Annotated in this window: 15 protein-coding genes; 8 read left to right on the forward strand and 7 right to left on the reverse strand. The window is 69.6% G+C overall.

All coding sequences use genetic code 11. The features are described from left to right. Positions 1-91: 91 nt before the first annotated feature. The 6 genes from CRT60_RS01435 to CRT60_RS01460 all read left to right on the forward strand — a co-directional run bounded on the left by CRT60_RS01435 (position 92) and on the right by CRT60_RS01460 (position 4,943). Entirely contained in the window at positions 92-1,075 is a 984-nt protein-coding gene (locus CRT60_RS01435) for a phytanoyl-CoA dioxygenase family protein (RefSeq protein WP_167421605.1), read from the forward strand. A gap of 99 nt (positions 1,076-1,174) precedes the next feature. Further along, positions 1,175-1,798, forward strand: coding sequence for an NUDIX hydrolase (locus CRT60_RS01440; protein WP_098734672.1), 624 nt, complete (start codon positions 1,175-1,177; stop codon positions 1,796-1,798). Beyond that, positions 1,795-2,100: a hypothetical protein gene (locus CRT60_RS01445; RefSeq protein WP_098734673.1), complete on the forward strand. Its 306-nt coding sequence runs from the start codon at positions 1,795-1,797 to the stop codon at positions 2,098-2,100. Before CRT60_RS01440 ends, CRT60_RS01445 begins: the two co-directional genes overlap by 4 nt. A gap of 147 nt (positions 2,101-2,247) precedes the next feature. Continuing rightward, positions 2,248-4,176 (forward strand): PhoX family protein, encoded by a 1,929-nt coding sequence (locus CRT60_RS01450; RefSeq protein WP_098734674.1) that lies wholly within the window; start codon positions 2,248-2,250, stop codon positions 4,174-4,176. A 261-nt stretch (positions 4,177-4,437) separates the two neighbouring features. After that, complete coding sequence (locus tag CRT60_RS01455; RefSeq protein ID WP_098734675.1) at positions 4,438-4,662, forward strand: hypothetical protein; 225 nt, start codon at positions 4,438-4,440, stop codon at positions 4,660-4,662. Between the two features lie 59 nt (positions 4,663-4,721). Continuing rightward, positions 4,722-4,943, forward strand: a complete 222-nt coding sequence (locus CRT60_RS01460) for a hypothetical protein (protein ID WP_098734676.1) — start codon at positions 4,722-4,724, stop codon at positions 4,941-4,943. 4 nt (positions 4,944-4,947) lie between these two features. Here the strand turns inward: CRT60_RS01460 and CRT60_RS01465 are convergent, their stop codons facing one another. The 5 genes from CRT60_RS01465 to CRT60_RS01485 form a co-directional block, all read right to left on the reverse strand. Beyond that, positions 4,948-6,498 carry a bifunctional class I SAM-dependent methyltransferase/glycosyltransferase family 2 protein gene (locus tag CRT60_RS01465; protein ID WP_098734677.1) on the reverse strand — a complete coding sequence of 517 codons (1,551 nt, stop codon included), beginning with the start codon at positions 6,496-6,498 and terminating at the stop codon, positions 4,948-4,950. Then, on the reverse strand, positions 6,495-7,712 hold the full coding sequence (locus tag CRT60_RS01470; protein ID WP_244592202.1) for a lysylphosphatidylglycerol synthase transmembrane domain-containing protein: 1,218 nt from the start codon (positions 7,710-7,712) through the stop codon (positions 6,495-6,497). The genes CRT60_RS01465 and CRT60_RS01470 overlap by 4 nt, the downstream gene beginning before the upstream one ends. Positions 7,713-7,777: 65 nt before the next feature. Next, positions 7,778-8,716, reverse strand: a complete 939-nt coding sequence (locus tag CRT60_RS01475) for a hypothetical protein (protein WP_244592203.1) — start codon at positions 8,714-8,716, stop codon at positions 7,778-7,780. A gap of 161 nt (positions 8,717-8,877) precedes the next feature. After that, complete coding sequence (locus CRT60_RS37440) at positions 8,878-11,493, reverse strand: right-handed parallel beta-helix repeat-containing protein (RefSeq protein WP_098734678.1); 2,616 nt, start codon at positions 11,491-11,493, stop codon at positions 8,878-8,880. Between the two features lie 189 nt (positions 11,494-11,682). After that, the gene (locus CRT60_RS01485; RefSeq protein ID WP_098734679.1) at positions 11,683-12,735 is read right to left on the reverse strand and encodes a M23 family metallopeptidase; all 1,053 of its coding nucleotides are present in this window, start codon (positions 12,733-12,735) and stop codon (positions 11,683-11,685) included. Between the two features lie 214 nt (positions 12,736-12,949). Between CRT60_RS01485 and CRT60_RS37685 the strand changes: the two genes are divergently transcribed. Then, positions 12,950-14,404, forward strand: a complete 1,455-nt coding sequence (locus tag CRT60_RS37685) for a carbohydrate-binding domain-containing protein (protein WP_342210661.1) — start codon at positions 12,950-12,952, stop codon at positions 14,402-14,404. Between the two features lie 69 nt (positions 14,405-14,473). Here the strand turns inward: CRT60_RS37685 and CRT60_RS01495 are convergent, their stop codons facing one another. Together CRT60_RS01495 and CRT60_RS01500 are read right to left on the reverse strand one after the other, a co-directional pair. Beyond that, positions 14,474-15,985: an HlyD family type I secretion periplasmic adaptor subunit gene (locus CRT60_RS01495; RefSeq protein ID WP_098734754.1), complete on the reverse strand. Its 1,512-nt coding sequence runs from the start codon at positions 15,983-15,985 to the stop codon at positions 14,474-14,476. A gap of 15 nt (positions 15,986-16,000) precedes the next feature. Then, positions 16,001-18,283, reverse strand: a complete 2,283-nt coding sequence (locus tag CRT60_RS01500) for a type I secretion system permease/ATPase (protein WP_244592204.1) — start codon at positions 18,281-18,283, stop codon at positions 16,001-16,003. Between the two features lie 288 nt (positions 18,284-18,571). Here CRT60_RS01500 and CRT60_RS01505 point away from each other — a divergent pair, with 288 nt between their 5' ends. Continuing rightward, complete coding sequence (locus CRT60_RS01505) at positions 18,572-19,540, forward strand: hypothetical protein (RefSeq protein ID WP_098734680.1); 969 nt, start codon at positions 18,572-18,574, stop codon at positions 19,538-19,540. The last annotated feature ends 10 nt before the right edge of the window (positions 19,541-19,550 follow it).

Raw genomic sequence — 19,550 nt, forward strand, 5'->3', positions numbered from 1 at the left:
GCGCGCACAAGCGGATACGGCTTGAAAGGCGGGTGCTCTTATGGAGAGTCTTCGTCGAAGACTATTCCCCTTTCACGCGGTGCCGCATCCCATGGCGTCCTCCTTCGTCCCCGCTCCCGTCGGCAGCTTTCTGGACAATGTGCGGACGCGCATCGCATCGCCGCTGGCTTACTGGCGCAAGGCGAAGGCCGATCCCCGCTACGCCATCTACGACATCCTGCCCATCGTCACCGACCCGGTCCTGCGCGACCGGCTGGCGGCGCAGATCGCGGCGCGGCGTCCGCGCACACCCGGTTTCCATCCGTCGCTGGAGGCGCGGGACTGGTGCCGGACGCTGGAAAGGGACGGCATCGCCCCGCTGCTGCAGCCCATCGACCCGGCCGTCGTCGCGGACCTGCGCGCCTATTTCGAGAACACCCCCTGCCACGATCCTTTCCGCCCGCATCTGGGCTGGTTCCGGCCCGACAGCCCGCCCAGCCCGGTGTCCAACATGGGCTATCATGGCATCGACCAGATCCTGCAGGCACCCCATGTGCTGGCTCTCTTCAACGATCCGCAGGTGCTGGAGACGGCGGAGCTGTATCTCGGCTGCAAGCCGATCCTCGACAACATCGGCTGCTGGTGGTCCTGGGGCGGCGAGAGCTTTGGCGGGCGCGAGGCGGCCAAGGGCACACAGCGCCACCACCGCGACCTCGACAGCCTGCGCGGCTTCAAAATCTTCTTCTACCTGACCGACGTGGACGAGGATGGCGGCCCGCATGTTTTCGTCAAGGGCAGCCACCGCAGCCGCCTGCTCTCCACCGGCCGCGCCCTGACCGACGCGCAGGTCGACGCCGCCTTCGGCACCGCCGATACGGTGACCATGACGGGCCCGGCCGGCAGCCGGTTCCTGGGCGACACCTACGGCGTCCACAAGGGCGCCCTGCCGCAACGGGGCCGGCGCCTGCTGCTGTCCGGGCAGTACAACGTCAACCGCACCCCCCACGGCCCGACCGTTCCGCCGCTCGACCGCCGTTCATCGGCTGTGCCGGACGGGCTGGATCCCTTCGTGAACCAGATCTACGTGGCGGCCTGAAGCTCCGTCCCGGTCCTTCCCCATGAGGGGGCTGGACGCCGGTGGGCGGGGACTGATAGGCGATAGCGGCCCCGCACCCGCCAGAGAACAGCCCAGCCTATGCCCGGACATCGCCCCTACCGCCTGCACCGACCCTGGACCGTGCTGGGCAGCCGCGAGCTGCTGGACGCCGATCCGTTCCTGAAGGTGCGGGTCGAGACGGTGGAGCTGCCGGACGGGCGGCGGATCGACGATTACTACCAGTTCGACCAGCCCTCCTTCGCCTGCATCTTCGCCGAGACGGCGGACGGGCGGATCGTCACCTATCGCCAGTACCGCCACGGTCCGCGCAAGGTCGGGCTGGTGTTTCCCGGCGGGCATCTGTCGCCCGGCGAGGATCCGCTGGCCGCCGCCAGACGCGAACTGATGGAGGAAACCGGGATGGAGGCGGAGAGCTGGACCGACCTCGGCGCCTACATCGTCAACGCCAACCAGGGCGGGGCCTGGTCGCACATGTTCCACGCCACCGGCTGCCGCCGGGTCGCCGATCCGGTTTCCGACGATCTGGAGGATACCGAGATCCTGTTCCTGACGCGGGCGGAGCTGCTGGAGGCCATCGGCCGCGGCGAGATGCATCTGCTGACCCAGATCGCCCTTGTCAGCATGATCTGGCAGGCCGACATCGCCCGGGCGGTGTCCCGCCCCCGCCCGGCGGACACAACCAGCCGAGGAAAAGCCGGATGATCCGTCGCTCCCCCATGTCCCTGATGGCCGCCCTGCTCCTGGCCGCCGCCCTCCCGACCGCCTCGCCCGCAGCAGCCGAGCCGATGAAGGGCCGCTACGAGCTGCGCTGCCAGGACCCGCAGACCCGGCAATGGACGGTCGCCGGCCAGGTCACCGACCCGGAGATCGCAGAACAGCCCGCCTCTCAGCCGACCTCTGGCGGGAAGGCCGGCGGCCGCGTGGTGCGCGGCACCGGGGCGGACGGCAAGCCGGTGGCGCTGCCGATGCCGTCGGACCGCACCTGCATGCTCAGCGCCCGCTGACCGTCAAACTGTAACATCCCCGCGGTAGCTTCCCGACGCTCGCCAAGAACAAGGCCGCGCCGAACGGGCTCCCATGGTCCGCCCATGGCCCGATGGCGCGGCGCACGCCAGCCGCTTGCCCTGATGAGGGTTCGGGAGACATCCGCCATGACCGATCTGTCCGTCCATCTGCCTGAAACGTCGCGCCGTTCGGTGCTCCGCGCCCTCGCCGGGCTGCCGCTGCTGCCGGTCGCCGGCATCGGCGCCGGCGAGCTGCTGTTCGCCTCGGGCGCCGAGGCCGCATCCGCCAAGGGCGCGCCGGTCGCCGTCGAGTTCGTCGGCATGGCCGCCCCCACCGCCGCCGCGGCACAGGCGAAGACCACGGTCGAGTCCAGCATGGTCGTGACCTGGGCCGACGGCTCCAAGCAGAGCTTCGCGCTCGGCTACCAGCCGCTGTTCATCACCGGCGATCAGGTTCCGGACGGCAAGGGCGGCACGACGCTGGCCGGCGGCTACGTCGACATCGCCGGCAAGCCGATCATGGACAGCTCGCTGGCGACCCCCGCGCAGTTCTTCTCCGACTGCCCGGACGGCTGCAACCTGCTGAACCCGATCCCCGGCGCCAAGGTGGCCGGCGTCACCGGCAACACGCTGTTCGCCGTGGTCCAGTTCGAATACACCACCCGCGATTCCAAGGACGCCTCGATGTACGGCAAGCTGCCGTCGCCGATCGCCGTCCTGACGCTGGACCAGAACAAGGAGACCGGCGCGCTCAAGCTGGTGCAGTACCACAGCGTCGACACCAGCCCGGCGCATGGCCTGTGGATCACCTGCGGCGCCAGCCTGTCGCCCTGGAACACCCACCTGTCGAGCGAGGAGTACGAGCCGGACGCGACCGCGCTCGACGACCAGTTCCGCGCCTACAGCAAGAACCTGTTCGGCGACGAGACCAAGGCCAACCCGTACCACTACGGCCACCTGCCGGAAGTGATCGTGAACACCGACGGCACCGGCACGATCAAGAAGCATTATTGCCTGGGCCGCATCTCGCACGAGCTGGTGCAGGTGATGCCGGACGAGCGCACCGTGCTGATGGGTGACGACGCCACCAACGGCGGCCTGTTCATGTTCATCGCCGACAAGGCCAAGGACCTGTCCGCCGGCACCCTCTATGCCGCGAAGATGGAGCAGGAGGCCGGCAAGGACCTCGACAAGGGCGGCGCCTTCGGCCTGAAATGGGTCAAGCTGGGCCACGCCACCAGCGCCGAGATCGAAAAGCTGGCCGACAGCCTGAAGGCCGCCGACATCGTCGAGGTGAAGAAGGAGGATCCGAAGGACCCGTCCTTCACCCTCATCCCCTTCAGCGGCAAGACCCAGTGGGTCAAGTTCAAGCCGGGCATGGAGAAGGCCGCCGCCTTCCTCGAGACCCACCGCTACGCCCCCACCGTCGGCGCCACGCTGGCGCTCACCAAGCTGGAAGGCGTCACCGTCAACGCCAAGGACAAGACCGCCTATGTGGCGATGTCCTACATCTACAAGTCGATGAGCGACGGCAAGAGCGGCATCAAGGTCAACACCATCAACGCCGGCGCCGTCTATCAGCTGCCGATGAAGGCCGGCCAGACCGATCTCGCCGGTGCGGCCATCGCCAGCGACTGGGTGCCGGTGCATCTCAGCGCCGTCCCGGCCCTGGTCGGCCGCGACCTCGCCACCCCGGACGCCATCGGCAACACCGCCGACGCCGACCTGATCGCCAACCCGGACAATCTGAAATTCTCCGAGAAGCTGCGCACCCTGTTCATCGGCGAGGACAGCGGCAACCACGTCAACAACTTCCTGTGGGCCTACAACGCCGACACCAAACAGCTGGCCCGCCTGCTGTCCTGCCCGGCGGGTGCGGAGTCGACCGGCCTGCAGGCGGTCGACGACGTCAACGGCTTCTCCTACATCATGAGCAACTTCCAGCACCCCGGCGACTGGGAGAAGGGCCTGCACGACAAGGTCAAGGACAGCCTCGCCGGCCTGATCGACGATGCCTACCGCAACCGCCGCAGCGGCGGTGTCGGCTACATTCACGGGCTGCCGCAGGCGGTCTGAGAAACACGGCCCGACCGGGTCCCTCCGGGGGCTGGACGGACAGGAAGGACGCGGCCGGGCAACCGGCCGCGTTTTTTCATACCCGCATCGAAAGAAGTAACACTACCGCCAAATCGTACAGCGGCGTTTTTCTTGGAAGAGGTAATCACCAATCGACCTAGGACCAATCGGTGATCTTAACGCCTCGTTAACTGGCGGAATGGCTCAATAAGCTCATCAGAACGGGCAAGAGCCTCCACCTCGAATACAGGGATCGACACCATGTCCAAGATCGAATGCGCCGCCAGCATCTTCGCTTCTGCTTCCCTGCACCTGGATGTGGTCGATGAGTTCATCGCGATCACCCAGTCGAAGCTGGACGGCAGCAGCAGCGATTTCACCCGCGACAGCCTGGCCGACCTGCTCGCCGGCCTGACCGAGCAGCGCGAGACCTACCGCACCGTCCTGGCCGCCGCCGAACCCATCGTCACCGCGCTCGCCGCCTGATCCGGCCGCTTCGGTCCGCTCCTGCCGCCGCCCTCTTCCTTCCGCGAAAGACCGCCATCATGACCGCCCAGAACGCCGCCCCGATCGCTCAGGACGTCCTCGCCTCCGCCACCCTGCACCTGGACGTGCTGGAGGAGTTCATCGCCGTCGTCCGCCGCCGGCTGGCTTCGACCACCGACACTTTCGCCCGCGACAGCCTGACCGACCTGCTGCTGAACCTGACCGAACAGCGCGACGGCTATCAGGCCTTCCTGCCGCTCGCCGCCGCCGAACCGGTGTGAAGGCTCAGAAGGCCTTCAGCTTCTTCCAGGCGAACACCACCATGCGGGCGAGCAGCCAGCCGTGGGTGAAGCGGGAGATCTGGGTTTCGCCATAGCTGCGGTCGGCATAGCGCACCGGCACCTCGACGATCTTCAGGTTCTGCTTGGCGGCACCGAAGATCAGGTCGAAATCGCCGAACGGATCGAAATCGCCGAAGTAATGGCGGTTGGCGACGATGGTCTCGTAATCCTTGCGCCACAGCACCTTGGTGCCGCACAGCGTGTCGGTGAAGCGCTGGTTCAGCAGGAAGGAGAAGATGCGCGCGAAGGCCCGGTTGGCCAGGAAGTTCAGGAAGCGCATCGCCTCCGGCGCCATCGGGTAGACGAGCCGCGTGCCGTTCACGAACTCGCCGCGTCCCGACACCATGGCCTGGTAGAATTTCCCCATCGTCTCCGGCGGCACCGTCAGGTCGGCGTCGAGGATGATCAGGATGTCGCCGCGCGCCACATTGAAGCCGGCGCGCACCGCGTCGCCCTTGCCCTTGCCGGGCTGCTTCATGACCTTGATGTCCCAGTCGGGATAGGCGTCGCGGACGCGCAGGCATTCCTCGAAGGTGTTGTCCTGGCTGTTGCCCTCGACATAGATCACCTCGACGTCGGGAGCGAAGCGGGGCAGCCGGCGGATGGCGTTCTCGATGTTGCCGCGCTCGTTGCGGCAGGGGATCAGCACGGTGACCGAGGCCGGCTTGCCGTCGACCGTCACCGCCTCGACGGTGGGCTGCGGCCGGGCGACGACATAGTTGCGCACGCACAGCCGGCGGATGCCGGGCAGGGGGGCGACGTAGCGGTTGACCAGCGTGCCGAGCCCGAGCAGCCGCTTCGGGATCAGCTGGCGCCATTCGCGGCGCACCGGTTCCCAGCCGGCCAGATCCAGCAGGTTGACGATGTCGCTGGTCGACAGCCAGTTCTGCTTGCCCTGCGGCATGCGCATCCCGAGCTTCTCAGCCGCCCACAGGATCGGCTCCCAGACACGCGAATGGTAGCTGACGATGATGCGGGTCTTCGGCGTCGCGACCCGGCGCAGCAGGCGCAGCGTCTCCTCGATGTCGTCCAGGAAGCCGATGGTGCCCGACAGCAGGATGTGGCTGAACGGCCCCTCGATGGTGTCGATGGTCGCCGGATCCTCGGCGTCGGCGGCGATCAGCTCCAGCTGCGGATGGCGGCCCTTGGCCTCGGCGATGGTCGCCGGGCTGAGGTCGATGCCGACGCCGCGCGCCGGCTTCAGCGCTGCCAGCGTGTCGCCGACGCCGCAGCCGATCTCCAGCACCGTCGCCCCTTCCGGAATCAGGAAGCGCAGATAGGCGCGGTCGGCCTCATGGAAGGCGCGGTTGCGCTCGGCCCAGCGGTCGCGCAGGGGGGCCATGGCGTCGAACAGCGAGCGGATGCGCTGCTGGCGCGGGGAGAGGCCGCGCGTCCCGGCAGCGGTGTCCGGCATGGCGGCCGGCATGGGGGCGCCATCTTCGGCAGCCGTCACGGTGACGGGCTGGGAAAGCGTCGAGGTCGGCTGTTCGGTCATCGCGAAAAATCCGTGGGAAAGGCGTCAGCCCCGCCGGGAGCGGTCTGAAGGGACGTCTGGTGGTCCGTCCGGGCAGTTGTCTGGTGGTCTGGCTGGACCGCGGTCTCGTTGCGCAGCAGCAGCCAGAAGACGCCGCCGGGCAGCGACAGGACGGCGATCGACAGTCCGATCAGCAGCGAGACCAGAAGGGCCGCGTCGGCATTGAAGCCGAGCAGCGCGAAACCGGCGACCATCGCTCCCTCGCGCACGCCCCAGCCGCCGAGCGAGACGGGCAATGCCGCGGCGACGATGGCGGCCGGCACGATGGCCAGCCCGTCGAGCCAGCCGACCGGCAGGCCGACCGAACGGGCGAACAGGATGGTGGCCCCGATGGTGGCGAGGTGCACACCGATGCTGTGGCCCAGCGCCGCCCAGGCGGCCGGGTTGCCGCCCATGGCGCGCAGCTGCGCCACGGCGGTCCACACCGTCCGCCCCAGCGCCCCGTCGCGCAGCCGCTTGGGAACCGGCAGCCGGTCGCGCGGGATGCGCCCGGCCAGCAGCAGCAGCCCCATGGCGACGGCCAGCACCAGCGCCCCGACCAGCACGGTGGCGGCGACGGCGGGCGGCGCCACCGCGGCCAGATGCGGCAGCCCGACCAGCCCGATCAGCACGACGCCCAGCAGAGCCATCAGCCGGTCGACCAGCAGGGCCAGCATCACCGGACCGGCGGGATGGCCGAGCCGCCAGGTGAACCAGCCGCGCAGCAGGTCGGCCCCGACCGACCCCGGCAGGATCTGGCCGAGGAATCCGCTGGCCATCTGCAGGCGGAAGGCAGTCCAGCGGGTCAGCGAAAAGCCGGCGGCGCGGCCGACCGACCGCCACCGCTGCGAGGCGAAGGGCAGGGTCATCGCCTTCACGGCGAAGCCGGCGGCGAACAGCCACGGATCGGCGGCCGACAGGCGTGCGGCGATGCCGGTCCAATCGGCCCCGGCGGCGAGCGCGGCAAGCACCACGACCGTCACCGCCAGCTTGACCAGCACCGGCCACCGCCGTCCGGCCGGCTTCCCCGGACTGGGCAGGCCTGGGCTGGGCTGGTCCGGACCGGGGGCAGGACCGGAACCGGGCTTCGCCGATTGGGCGAAGGGGGTGTCGAGAAGAGCCTGGGCCATCATCCCCGCATGGAAATCCGGGTGCCGCGGGACAGCGGCGCCGAACGGGCCGTTGTAACGGCTCACGCCCGGCTTGTCACCCGGTCAGGCGGGAGAGGGGCAGGCGGGAAAAGGGACGGGCGGAGGGGGTGTCAGCCGGCCGTGCGCCCGGCCGCCCCTTCCTTGAGGATCGACATGACCGTATCGACCAGCTTGCCGGCATTCTCCTGGACGTAGCCCGGTTCGCTTCTCGACTGGATCATCAGCCAGGGCTGGGCGCTCGTCCCCTGCTCGGGATCGAAGAAGCCAAGCCGAGCCTTGGACTTCTGGAATTCCGAATGGTGCTCGCTGTCCGCCCGCATCGCAGCGCCGAACGCTCCATCGTCCACCGCCGCCTGCGACGCCGCGGCATCGGGACCGTTCAGCATGTCGACCAGACCGGCCTTGACCTCGTCGGCCGACATCTTGCCCAGCTTGTCGAAGGCCCGGTTGTCCAGCCAGATCTCCACCTGCTTGTCGTCGGTTCCCTGGGAGCCCGGCAGGAACAGCGTGATCAGGGACGACTTGTCCCAGCCTTCCGGCGGTACCGACGCTTCCGACTGGCGCTCGGCCTCCCAGTCCTTCACCTCCTGGGATTTTTCCGGCATGGCGATGCCCCTCGACACCGCCTGCCGCTCGACGACCTTGCCGATCTCGCCACTCAACGAGACATTGCCGGCGGCTTCGCCTTCCCCCTCGAAGCCGAACTGGCTGCGCAGCGACTCCATGCTCTGTCGGATGAAGTTTCCTCTCGCCAGATGATAATCCATGACCTTCTCCATGCGCGCACTCATCGCCTTGAAATCCGCGAAACTGAGATCGCCTGGGATCTTCAGCTGGACCGGCGGTGCGGACGGACCTCCCGGAGCGTCGGCCGCCCCGGTCATCTTCGAGACCGCCTGTGCCGACAGCGACACCGTATCGGTCGCAGTCTTGGCCTGGGGCGCGGTCGGCGACACGATCTTGGGGGATGCGGGAGAGGAGGATGGGGCAGGAGGAGGCGCGGAAGGCGGTGCCGACTTCAGCTTCGTCAGCAACGAGAGCGGCGACATGGCGCCTTCCTGTACAGCCTTCGTAACCATGCTACCCCCCGACAGGATGTATCGGAGGAAGGATAACGTCGTTACGAGCTAAAAGCTTATTAATTTCTGCAATCCCAGGTAATGACTCTCTGGGTCGGGGGAGCCCCCCGCTTCCATGATGTCGTTCATGCTCACCCCACACCGGCGGCGGCGAGCATGGCGCTGTCCGGCAGCAGCGCCGCGGCGGCGCGGGCCGGGGCAGGGGCGGCAGCGGGGCTCAGCGCCCGGCCTTCCAGCCGGCCGTTCAGGATGTAGTGCCGCATCGCCGCCGTCAGGTCACCGCCGGTGGCCGCCGCCACGTCGGCGTTGGCGGCCAGATAGGCCGAGGCATCGAAGCCGGTGCTCCGCCCCTCCGTCCGGCCGCTGCCCAGGTAATGCAGGTCGGCCCGGGTTGTGTCGGTGCCGAAGGCGGCGGCGAGGTCGGCATTGGCCGCCAGATAGGAGAGCGGGTTGAAGCTGACCGTCCGCCCCTCCGCCCGGCCGCTGCCGATGTAATGCATCGCCGCCGCCGTCCGGTCGGTGCCGAGCGCGGCCGTCAGGTCGCCATAGGAGGCGATGTAGGCCAGCGGATCGAAACTCACGCTCCGACCCTCCGCCCGGCCGCTGCCGATGTAGTGGGCCGCCGCGGCATCACCGTTGGTGCCGAAGACCGCCGACAGGTCGCCGTAGGAGGCGATGTAGGCCAGCGGGTCGAAACTCACGGTCCGGCCTTCCGCCCGCCCGCTGGCGGCGTAATGCGCCGCACCGGCGGCGGCGTTGGCGCCGAAGGCGGCGGACAGGTCGGCATAGGAGGCGATGTAGGCCAGCGGCGAGAAGGCCGGACCGGCCGCGGCGGCGGGGGCGCCGCCCGTGCCGGTCGCCGGGGCGGTGCCGCTCCCGGCGCCCCCACCGGCGCCGGGGCTGGGGATCCCCGGCACCGTCAGGGGAGCGAAGCCCATCCGGCCCCAATCCAGATCATGGATCCCCAGCGCTGCCGCGGCACCGCTGCCCAGCCGGAAATCGCCGGCCGCCGGGTTGGCGAACAGGCCGGACGACACCGTGTCGCCGCCGTTCAGCCCGCGGATGCCCTGCAGCAGGTTGCCGCTGACATTGTAGGAGCCGGGGGTCCAGAACTCCCAATAATCGGTTCCGGTGGACGAGGAGATGACGTTGCCGGTCACCCGGTTGTTGCTGAGCAGCCCGATGGTGCCGGCGCTCGGCACCCATTCCAGCCGGATGAAGCGCTCGCGCGGGTTGGACAGGGTGGCGAAATTGTTGGTGACGGTGTTGGAATCGCCGCCATGGATGAAGACGCTGGCCCAGCCGGTGTTCTGGATGAAGTTGTCCTGGACGGTGACGCCGTTGGCCATGTCGTCCAGATAGATGCCGAAGCTCTTCTGGCGGTCGAGCCAGCCCGACCCGTCGGTCGCCAGCCCGCCGACATTGCGGATGTCGTTGCCGCGGATGATCGTGCGGGTGTCGAGGTTGGACCGGCCCAGCATCTCGATGGCGCCGCCGTCGGCGGTCTCGGTCATCGTGTTGTAGAGGCGGTTGTACTCCACCACCGTGTCGGTGTTGACGGTGGCGCCGTCCCAGTTCTTGATCGAGATGCCGTAGCGCGTGCTGTTGCGGATGTCGTTGCCGGAGATCAGCGTGCCGCTGGTGCCGTAGAGCTGGATGCCGGCGACGTCCTTCAGCACCTCGCCGATGCCGTCCATGCTGTTGGCGCTGATGCGGTTGCCGTTGCTGCCGTAGGTGACCTTGATGCCGCCGGCCCCCAGATGCTCCATCCGGTTGGCTTCGATGGCGTTGGCCGACGATCCGGTCAGCGTCATCGCGGTGCCGACATTGACGAAGCGGTTGCCGGCGATGCTGTTGCCCGACGCGTTGGTCAGCGTCAGGGCCGAGCCGTCCCAAGTCGTGTCGGCGAAGGTCAGCCCCTGGAGGGTGACGCCGCTCGCCCCGTTCAGCGCCACGAGCGTGCCCAGCCGCGCCACCACGGCCCCCTGGCTCAGCAGGGCGCCGGGATCCTGCGGCTTCACCACCAGCCGGCCGGTCTCGGCGCTCCAGGCGAATTCGCCGGCATCGCGGATGAAGGCGTCGTCGTTCAGCAGGCGATAGGTGCCGCCGCTGCGCAGGGCGTATTTCGCCGCTTGCGTGAAGTTGACGGTCCGGCTGCCGGCATCGATGGAGGCGACGCCGAGGATGTTGTCGGACAGCCGCTCGGTGTCGAAGGTCTGGACCATCGTGCCGGGCTGCACCCCGGCGGCCAGCACCGCCGCCATCGCCCCGTCGCCGGCACCGATGCGCAGGCTGGTCCTGCTGGCGCCGCCGGCCGCCGCCTCCAGCACCGACCAGCCGGACCTGGCGTCGCCGGCCGTCCAGTCGCCGGTCTGCGCCACCTTCTGCCGCACCCCGCCGATGGAAAGGTCGAGGCCGGTCGCAGAGGTCGCCGCGGCATAGAGCCCACCGCCGATGGCGGTGAAGCCGCCGACCCGCTCGCCGCCGCTGAACACCGGCGTCTCGCCCGGAAAGGCCATGATCCGGACGCCGTTGTCGGCCGCGGTCAGCGTCACCGTGCGCGCCATGGCATAGTTGCCGCCGCGCACATAGGTGTCGCGGATGCCGGTCGCCCGCATCGCGCTCTGCGCACGTTCCAGCGTGGCGAAGGGACCGTCGGTGCCGTCGGCGTTGGGTGCCGCCAAACGTCCCGACCAGGAATCGTTGCCGTTGGTCGCGACGTAGAACGCCTGCTGAGTGTCTGTCATTGCCGGATTGCCTTGCCGATACCGGGCAATCTCACGACCGAAACACTTAATAAGGAGGCATCACTATCCTTTCGGAGGTACTCTTTCGTACGGAAACCCGGTGTTCATTTCGTGACAAATGACCCCGCCGCCGCAGTTGTCACTTGCCCTGTCCTTCGCGTTGTTTCGGCAGCACTCCACTCAACCCGGTCAGCGCATCTCGATCCTCCGCTCCTCCCTCAGCACCGTTTCGTCGCCATGGCGCAGCGTCACCGTCACCCGGTAGGGGCCGGTCGCCCAGGGGCCGGGGACGGGCTTTTTCACCTCGGTGCCGAAGAACAGCACGGCCAGCGGACGCGGCACCGCGCCCTCGTTGCGGAACAGGCGGCGGCCGTCGGGGCCGGTCACCTCCAGCGTCACCCGGTCGCCCTGGCGTCCGCCCATCAGCTCCGTCCACACACCCAGCACGGGCGCGTCGACCGGCACAGGCTTGCCGCCATAGCCGCCGTTCCGGGCCACCTCCGCCTTCGGCGCCTCGGGCGCCAGGCCGGCGCCGAGAACGGCGCTCGGCCGGTAGGCGAGCGTCCGGCGCGCCTCGGCGCTCCACAGCGTGCCCGACGGCAGCGGCGCGGTGCTCTGATCGGTGCTACAGGCCGGCGCCTCCGCGGTCCCGACCTCCTTGCCGGTATAGGGATCGAGCGTGCGGCCGTCATGGCGGATGCCGAAATCGACATGGGGGAACTCGGTGTTGCCGGACAGCCCGACCTGGGCCAGCGGCGTGCCCGCCTCCACCCGGTCGCCCGGCCTGACCGCGATGCTGCCGCGCTTCAGGTGGCTGTACTGGGTCTCCCAGCCATTGCCATGGTCGACCACCACCGCGTTGCCCGCCTCGCGCCCGGCGGGCGCACCGCCGCTCTGGCGGATGCTGACGTCGTCCATCCCGTCGCGCACGCGCGTCACCGTCCCGGGGGCGGCAGCCACCACCGCCACCCCGCGCCGCATCGCCTCCAGATCGGGCAGCCGGAAATCGGTCCCCTTGTGCCCGTCGTAGGTCAGCCGTCCGCAGGCGAAGTCCCGCATCCCCGGCCCCGGATCGGCATCGACGTAATTCTGGACGAAGCAGTCCGCCCCGATCCGGCAGCGCACCGGAACCTCCAGCGCCGGGGCCCCGGCGGGAGCGGCGGCAGGAGAATCGGCGAAGGCCACCGATGGCAGGAAGGCCAGGGCGGCGAGACCCCAGCGGCAATGGACCGGCACCCTCATCCCACCCCCTCGCACAATACGGTTCCAGTCGGCGTCATCGCCCAACAGGTGGGATGCCTGCGGGCCTGGGCCAAACCCGACCCCTATGCGCCGTCGCATAAGAGGCACCACGTCCGAAATCCGCCCCGTCCTTATCATCCGAAGGCCACATCGCCAGCCTGCATACTCCGCCCCGCATCTTCATCGACGACGGCAGCAGGACGGGACCGACAGCATGGCGAACAGCACCTATACCGGCCGGGGCGAGACGGTCGTCGTCATCGACAGCGGATGGTCGCCGACCTGGGAATCCGCCGCGCGCATCGTCTATCAGCACGACTACGCCAACAACGACGCCGATGCCCGCAACCCCAACGCCGACACCCATGGCGCCCTGGTGACCTCCAGCATCCTGTCGCAGGCGCCGGACCTTAACATCGTCGCGCTGAAGGTGATCCCGGACGGCACCTCCACCGCGTCGGGGGCGGCGATCGAGCAGGCGCTGCAATGGGTCGTCGCCCATGCGTCCGACTACAAAATCGTCGGCGTCAACCTGTCCCTGGCCGGCGGCTCCGCCACGTCGGAGATGACGACCCTGCTGTCGGACGAGCTGGCGAGCCTCGCCGCCAAGCGGGTGCTGGTGTCGGCCGCCGCCGGCAATGCCGGGCAGAACGGGACGGCGACCGACGTGTCCTATTTCGCCGCCGACCACAACACGATCTGCGTCAGCGCCTCGGGCGGGGACGGCACCATGCCGGGCTGGGCCCAGCGCAATCCGGGCATCACCGACCTCTGCGCCGACGGCACCGACATCCGGCTGACCGATCTGGCCGGGCGGACGGTGACGGCCAACGGCTCCTCCTTCTCCGCGCCCTCGGTGACCGCCGCCGTGGCGCTCGCCCAGCAGGAGGCCATCGCGCTGCGCGGCAGCGCCCTGACCCAGGACGAGTTCCTGTCGCTGGCCAAGCAGACCGGCACGCCGATTGCCGGCACCGGCTACACCGACCTCGACACCCAGGCGCTGCTGGCGAAGATCGGCCAGCTCTATGGCACGACGGCGACGCCGACGGTGCCGGATCCCACCCCTGGCCCCGGAACCGGCGCCCCCGCCACCACCACGGCTGCCATCCTGGTCAACGCCAAGGGCACCGCGGCGGCCGGCGTGAACGCCCATTTCACCCTGCTGGTCGACGGCCATGCGGTCGGCAGCGCCACGGTGGGTGCCGCGGCCAAGAACTACGCCTTCACCGCCACCGTGTCGGCCGACAGCGCCCACACGGTGCAGATCCAGTACGACAACGACGGCTTCGCCGGCGGCCAGGACCGCAACCTGTTCGTCAACAGCGTCAGCGTCAATGGCCACAGCTATGCCGCCACCGACGCCGCGGTGACCTACGACAAGGGCGCGCTCGACGGGCACGACGTGGTCAAGGGCCAGAGCGGGATGTGGTGGAACGGCACGCTGGTGGTCGCCGCCGACAAGGGGCTCTTCGCTTCTCAGGCGCAGGTGGCGGAGCTTCAGGCCGGCGACCTGCTGGGTCACGCGATGTCGGCCAATGCGGCCTCGCACGGGGCGACATCGGACACGACGGCCGATGCTGCCGGATGGACGTCCGAACTGCTCCCGGCCTTCCAGTATGCCGACCATGGGCTGCACGCGTGGCAAGACGCGCACGACATGGCGGTGTAAGGAGCCGAGGCCGAAGGAGATCCCCTCTCCCCGGGGGGGAGAGGGAGGAACCCTGGGAGAGGGAGAAACTCACCGCTCGTGCATGGCCTCCTGGGCGCTGCGCGAGAGGGGGGACAGCAGGTAGTCGGCGATGCGGCGGCGGCCGGTCTTGATCTCGGCACTGACCGTCATGCCCGGCTGCAACCGCGTCTGCTTGCCGTCGACCTCCAGCGTGTCGCGGTCCAGCGCGATGCGGGCGGCATAGACCGACCCGGCCTCCGGCGTCTTCGCCGCGCTCTTGTCCGTCCCCTTGTCGGCCTGCTGCTGCTGTTGCACGGCATCGCTGGACAGCGAGGCGACACGGCCGGGGATCAGCCCGTATTTGGTGAAGGAGAAGGCCTCCACCTTCACCTCGGCCACCTGGCCGGTCTGGACGAAGCCGATGTCCTTGTTGGGGATGAAGGCCTCGACCTCCAGCCGGCTGTCCTCCGGCACGATGACCATCACCGGCTGGGCGGTGGTCACCACGCCGCCCACCGTGTGGACGGCCAGCTGCTGGACATAGCCGTCCACCGGGGCGGTCAGCCGCAGGAGGTCGACCTGCTGGTCGGCCTTGGCAAGCTCCTGCTCCAGCGAGGCGGCCTTGCGCTCGGCCTCGGCAAGGTTGGTGTAGAGCTGGCGGCGGAACTCGGCCTCGGTCTGGCGGCGCTGCTCGGCGGTGGCGGCGATGGAGGCGTCGGACTCCGTCAGCTTGATCTTCTGGACCAGAAGCTCCTGTTCCTGCCCGACCAGATCCTGCTGGAGCTGGAGATACTGGAAGCGGGACGAGGTGCCGCGCTTCGACAGGTCGTACAGCGCCTCCGCCCGCTCGCGGATCAGCGGCAGGGTGGCGTTCAGCTTGGCGATGGTCTGCACCACGGTGGCGCGGTCGGCCTCGCGCCGGGCCTGCTCGCGGTCGAGTGCGGCCAGCTTGGCGCGCTGCTCGGCGATCTGGCTGGCGAGAAGCTGGCCCTGCATCCGCGCCAGTTCGGGCGACAGGCCGGCCGGGGCGACGAATTCGGCGTCGGGGTTGCCGTTCACCACCTCCAGCGCCGCCCGCAGCCGCGCCGCCTCGGCCTTCGCCGCCGACAGGTCGGAGCGGATGCGGCCGCGGTCGGCCACCGCCTCGGTCGGGTCGAGCTCGATCAGGGTCTGTCCGGCCTTGACCAGCTGGCCGTCCTCCACGGCGATGGCGCGGACGACGCCGGTCTGCATCGGCTGGATGGTCTTGGTCCGGCCGCTCGGCACCACCCGGCCCTGCGCCACCGCCACCACGTCGACATGGCCGAACCAGGCCCAGGCGCAGGCGGCGGTGAAGGCCAGCATGATGACGGCGGTGAAGGTCCGCGCGGTGGGCGACGGCGGACGCTCCAGGATCTCCAGCGCGTCGGGCAGGAAGTCCATCTCGTCGCGCCGTCGCTTCTGCGGCCGGCCCTGGAGCTTGGTCGGCGGACGCGGGCCGCCGGGGGTGCCAGGCGCGTTGGCCGGCGGCCTGACGCCGGGAGGGGTGGCGGGAGTGGGAGTGGCGGGGGTAGTCTTCACCGCGGCGGTCGTCTTGCTCATGGCGTTCATTTCCCCTTAGCCCGCGGCCCGCTGTTCGATCAGCCCGTCGGCGGGCGGCGGGTTCGCACCCGGCAGCTGCCCCATCTGGCCGCGGAAGAGCGTGGCGTAACGGCCGCCGCGGCGCAGAAGCTCGTCGGGCGCGCCGTCCTCGACGATGCGGCCGCGCTCCACCGTGACGATGCGGTCGGCGATGGCGACGGTGGACAGGCGGTGGGCGATGATCAGCACGGTGCGGCCGGCGCAGATGCGGCGCATGTTGGCCTGGATGATCCGTTCGGATTCATGGTCGAGGGCCGAGGTCGCCTCGTCGAAGATCAGGATGCGCGGGTTGGTGACCAGCGCGCGGGCGATGGCGATGCGCTGCCGCTGCCCGCCCGACAGGCTGGCGCCGCGCTCCCCCACCACCGTGTCGTAGCCGTCGGGCAGCTCGACGATGAAGTCGTGGGCGCCGGCCAGCTTCGCCGCGGCGACGACGCGGGCCATGTCCATGGTCGGGTCGGTCAGCGCGATGTTCTCGCGGATGGTGCCCGAGAACAGGACATTGTCCTGCAACACCACGCCGATCTGCCGGCGCAGCCACACCGCGTCGGCGGTGGAAAGGTCGGTGCCGTCGACCATCACCCGCCCGCGCTCCGGCACATGGAAGCGCTGGAGCAGCTTGGCCAGCGTGCTCTTGCCCGAGCCGGACGTGCCGACGATGCCGACCACCTGGCCCGCCGGGATATGCAGCGACACGTCGCTCAGCATCTCCGGCCCGTCATGGCGGTAGCGGAAGGTGACGTGGTCGAAGCTGAGGTCACCCTTGATCGCCGGCATGGCGGCGCGGCCGGCGCTCTGCAACGGTTCGGGTGCCGTGTTCAGGATGTCGCCGATGCGGTGCATCGACAGCCGCACCTGCTGGAAGTCCTGCCACAGCTGGGCGATGCGCAGCACCGGCTGGACGACGCGGCCGGCGAACATGTTGAAGGCCACCAGCTCGCCCACCGTCAGGCTGCCCTCGATCACCAGCTTCGCCCCCAGCCACAGCACCAGCATGGTCGAGATCTTGGAGACGAACTGCACCGACTGGCTGGCGACGTTGTTCAGGTTGCCGGCGCGAAAACCCGCGCGGACATAGCCGGACAGCTGGTCCTCCCAGCGGCGCTGCATGCGCGGCTCGACCGCCATCGCCTTGACCGTCTCGATGCTCGACACCGTCTCGACCAGGAAGCTGTGGTTCTCGGCGCCGCGGGCGAACTTCTCGTCCAGCCGGCGGCGCAGGATCGGCGTCGCCACCAGGCTGATGGCGACATAGACGGGGAAGGAGGCCGCGACGATCGCCGTCAGCATCGGGCTGTAGACCAGCATGACGCCCAGGAAGACCACGGTGAACAGCAGGTCCAGCACCAGCGTGATGGTGGAACTGGTCATGAAGTTGCGGATCGTCTCCAGCTCGCGCACGCGGGCGACGCTGTCGCCGACCCGGCGCGAGGCGAAATAGCCCATGGGGAGCGACAGCAGCCGCTGGTACAGCTTGGCCCCCAGCTCCACGTCCAGCCGGTTGGCGGTGTGGGCGAAGGTGTAGGTGCGCAGGCCCCCCAGCACCGCCTCGAACAGGATGACGGCCAGCATGCCGGCCATCAGCACATCCAGCGTGCCCAGGCTGCGGTGCACCACCACCTTGTCGACCACCACCTGGAAGAACAGCGGCGTCACCAGCGCGAACAGCTGGATGAAGAAGGAGGCGAGCAGCACCTCGCCCAGGATGCCGCGGTATTTCCAGGCGACCGCGCCGAACCAGCGGGCGTCGAAGCGCGGCTGGCCCATGCCCATCGTGCCCTTGCGGCCGAGGCAGATCAGCCGGCCGGTCCACAGCGGCTCGAACCCTTCGCGGTCGAGGATGCGGGTCTGGTTGGTCGCCGCGTCATGCACCAGAACGCGGTCGCCGCCGGCCTTGGCCAGCACCAGGAATCCGCCGTCGGGACCGGGGACCAGCGCCGGCAGCGGCGTGCGCTCCAGCCGTTCCCACTTGGTCTTCACCACGCGGGCCTTGGCGCCCAGCCGGTGGGCCTGGCGGACCAGCCCGGTCAGGTCGGGGGATTCACCGCCGCAGGCATGGCGCACGCCGTCGTAATCGGCCGGAATGCCGAGGATGCGCAGCGCCGACACCAGCCCGGCGATGCCAGGATCGAGACGGGGGCCGGGGGTAGGGCCGGAATTGGGGTTCGGGCCAGGATTGGCTCCGGTTTGGGCGCCAGGGGGAGGGGGGGAGGGGTCCCGCGCCGGATCGGCCGGCGATCCGTCTCGCATCTGTTCCATGAAGGCTTCCCGGTTCCGAAACTCTAAGGGGTGGCGCCGAACGGCTGCGGCCAACCGAAGGTGAGCATCGTGTCCCCGCGCGGCCACCCGAACGATGGGGTACCCCGCATCGTTGGTGTTCGAAGGGAGGGGACCGAAGGGCCGCCGGGCGCTCTTCCGCGGTCTCCCCGATGGTCCACTTCGCCAGTCTGCTTTTCCTGGACCCGGTGCGGTGCTTGGGAGTAGGCATGCAGGACAGCCGGGCCAGCGGGACCGGCACCGTTTTCCCTACGCCGGACAGAAGCCGCCTTGTCGCCGATCCCCCAGCTCCTGCGCCTTCTGATCCTGCTGCTGACGCCCTTCTGGCTGTCGCTGGCGGTGGAGGGGCTGGGCCTGTACGGGTCGATGCCCTCGCTGCTGTCCAGCTGGCGCCGCCCCGCGGACGTGGACACCGCCACGGCGCAGCCGACCGGCTGGCGGGAGCGCGCCTATCTGGCCGCCAATCCCGACGTCGCCGCCGCCGTCCGCAGCGGACAGCTCTCCAGCGGCTACGCCCACTATGTCCAGCAGGGCCGCGCGGAAGGCCGCCGCGGCGGCTTCGTGGAGCAGGTCAGGAAGCCGGCGGAGGCGCAACCCGCCGCAAGCCAGCCGGCAGAGGTGCCGCCAACTCCGGTCCAGACGGCTCCTACCCAACCGGCCCCCACCCAACCGGCTCCGTCTCCCGCCTCCATCCCGGCTGCCCCGCTGCCGGCGGCGAAGCCCGAACCGCAGGATGCCGCCCCCGCCCCGCGGACGGAGCCGGCGGTGGAAATCCTGCGCCCCGGCGTCAAGCCGGTCCCCGACGCGCCGGCCCGACCGGCCGGCATCCAGACCGTGGCAAGCGCGGCACAGTCCCGCACCGTGGAGCGCATCCGCACCGCCAACGGCGGCGACGGGCTGCGCGTCGTGATGGATTTCGACCAGGAGCCGCGCTTCGAAACGCCGGTGCGCCGCCCCGACGGCCGGCTGGAGATGACGCTTCCCGGCACCCAGTGGCAGGCTCCTCCGTCGGGCCGCCTGCCGGCGACGGCGCTGGGCTACCGGGCGGAGCGCACCGGCAGCGGCACCCGCCTGCTGTTCAGCGACGAGGATGGCGGAAGCGACGGCAAGGGGGATGGCAAGGGCGAAGCGGTCCGGCTTCTCGCCGTCTCCACCCTGGCCCCCGACAAGGACCGCGGCCACCGTCTGGTGATCGATCTGGCACTGCCCTCCATGAAGCCCGACCGCAAGCCCCGCTGACGGCCAATCG

The sequence above is a fragment of the Azospirillum palustre genome, from assembly GCF_002573965.1.
Lineage (GTDB): Bacteria > Pseudomonadota > Alphaproteobacteria > Azospirillales > Azospirillaceae > Azospirillum > Azospirillum palustre.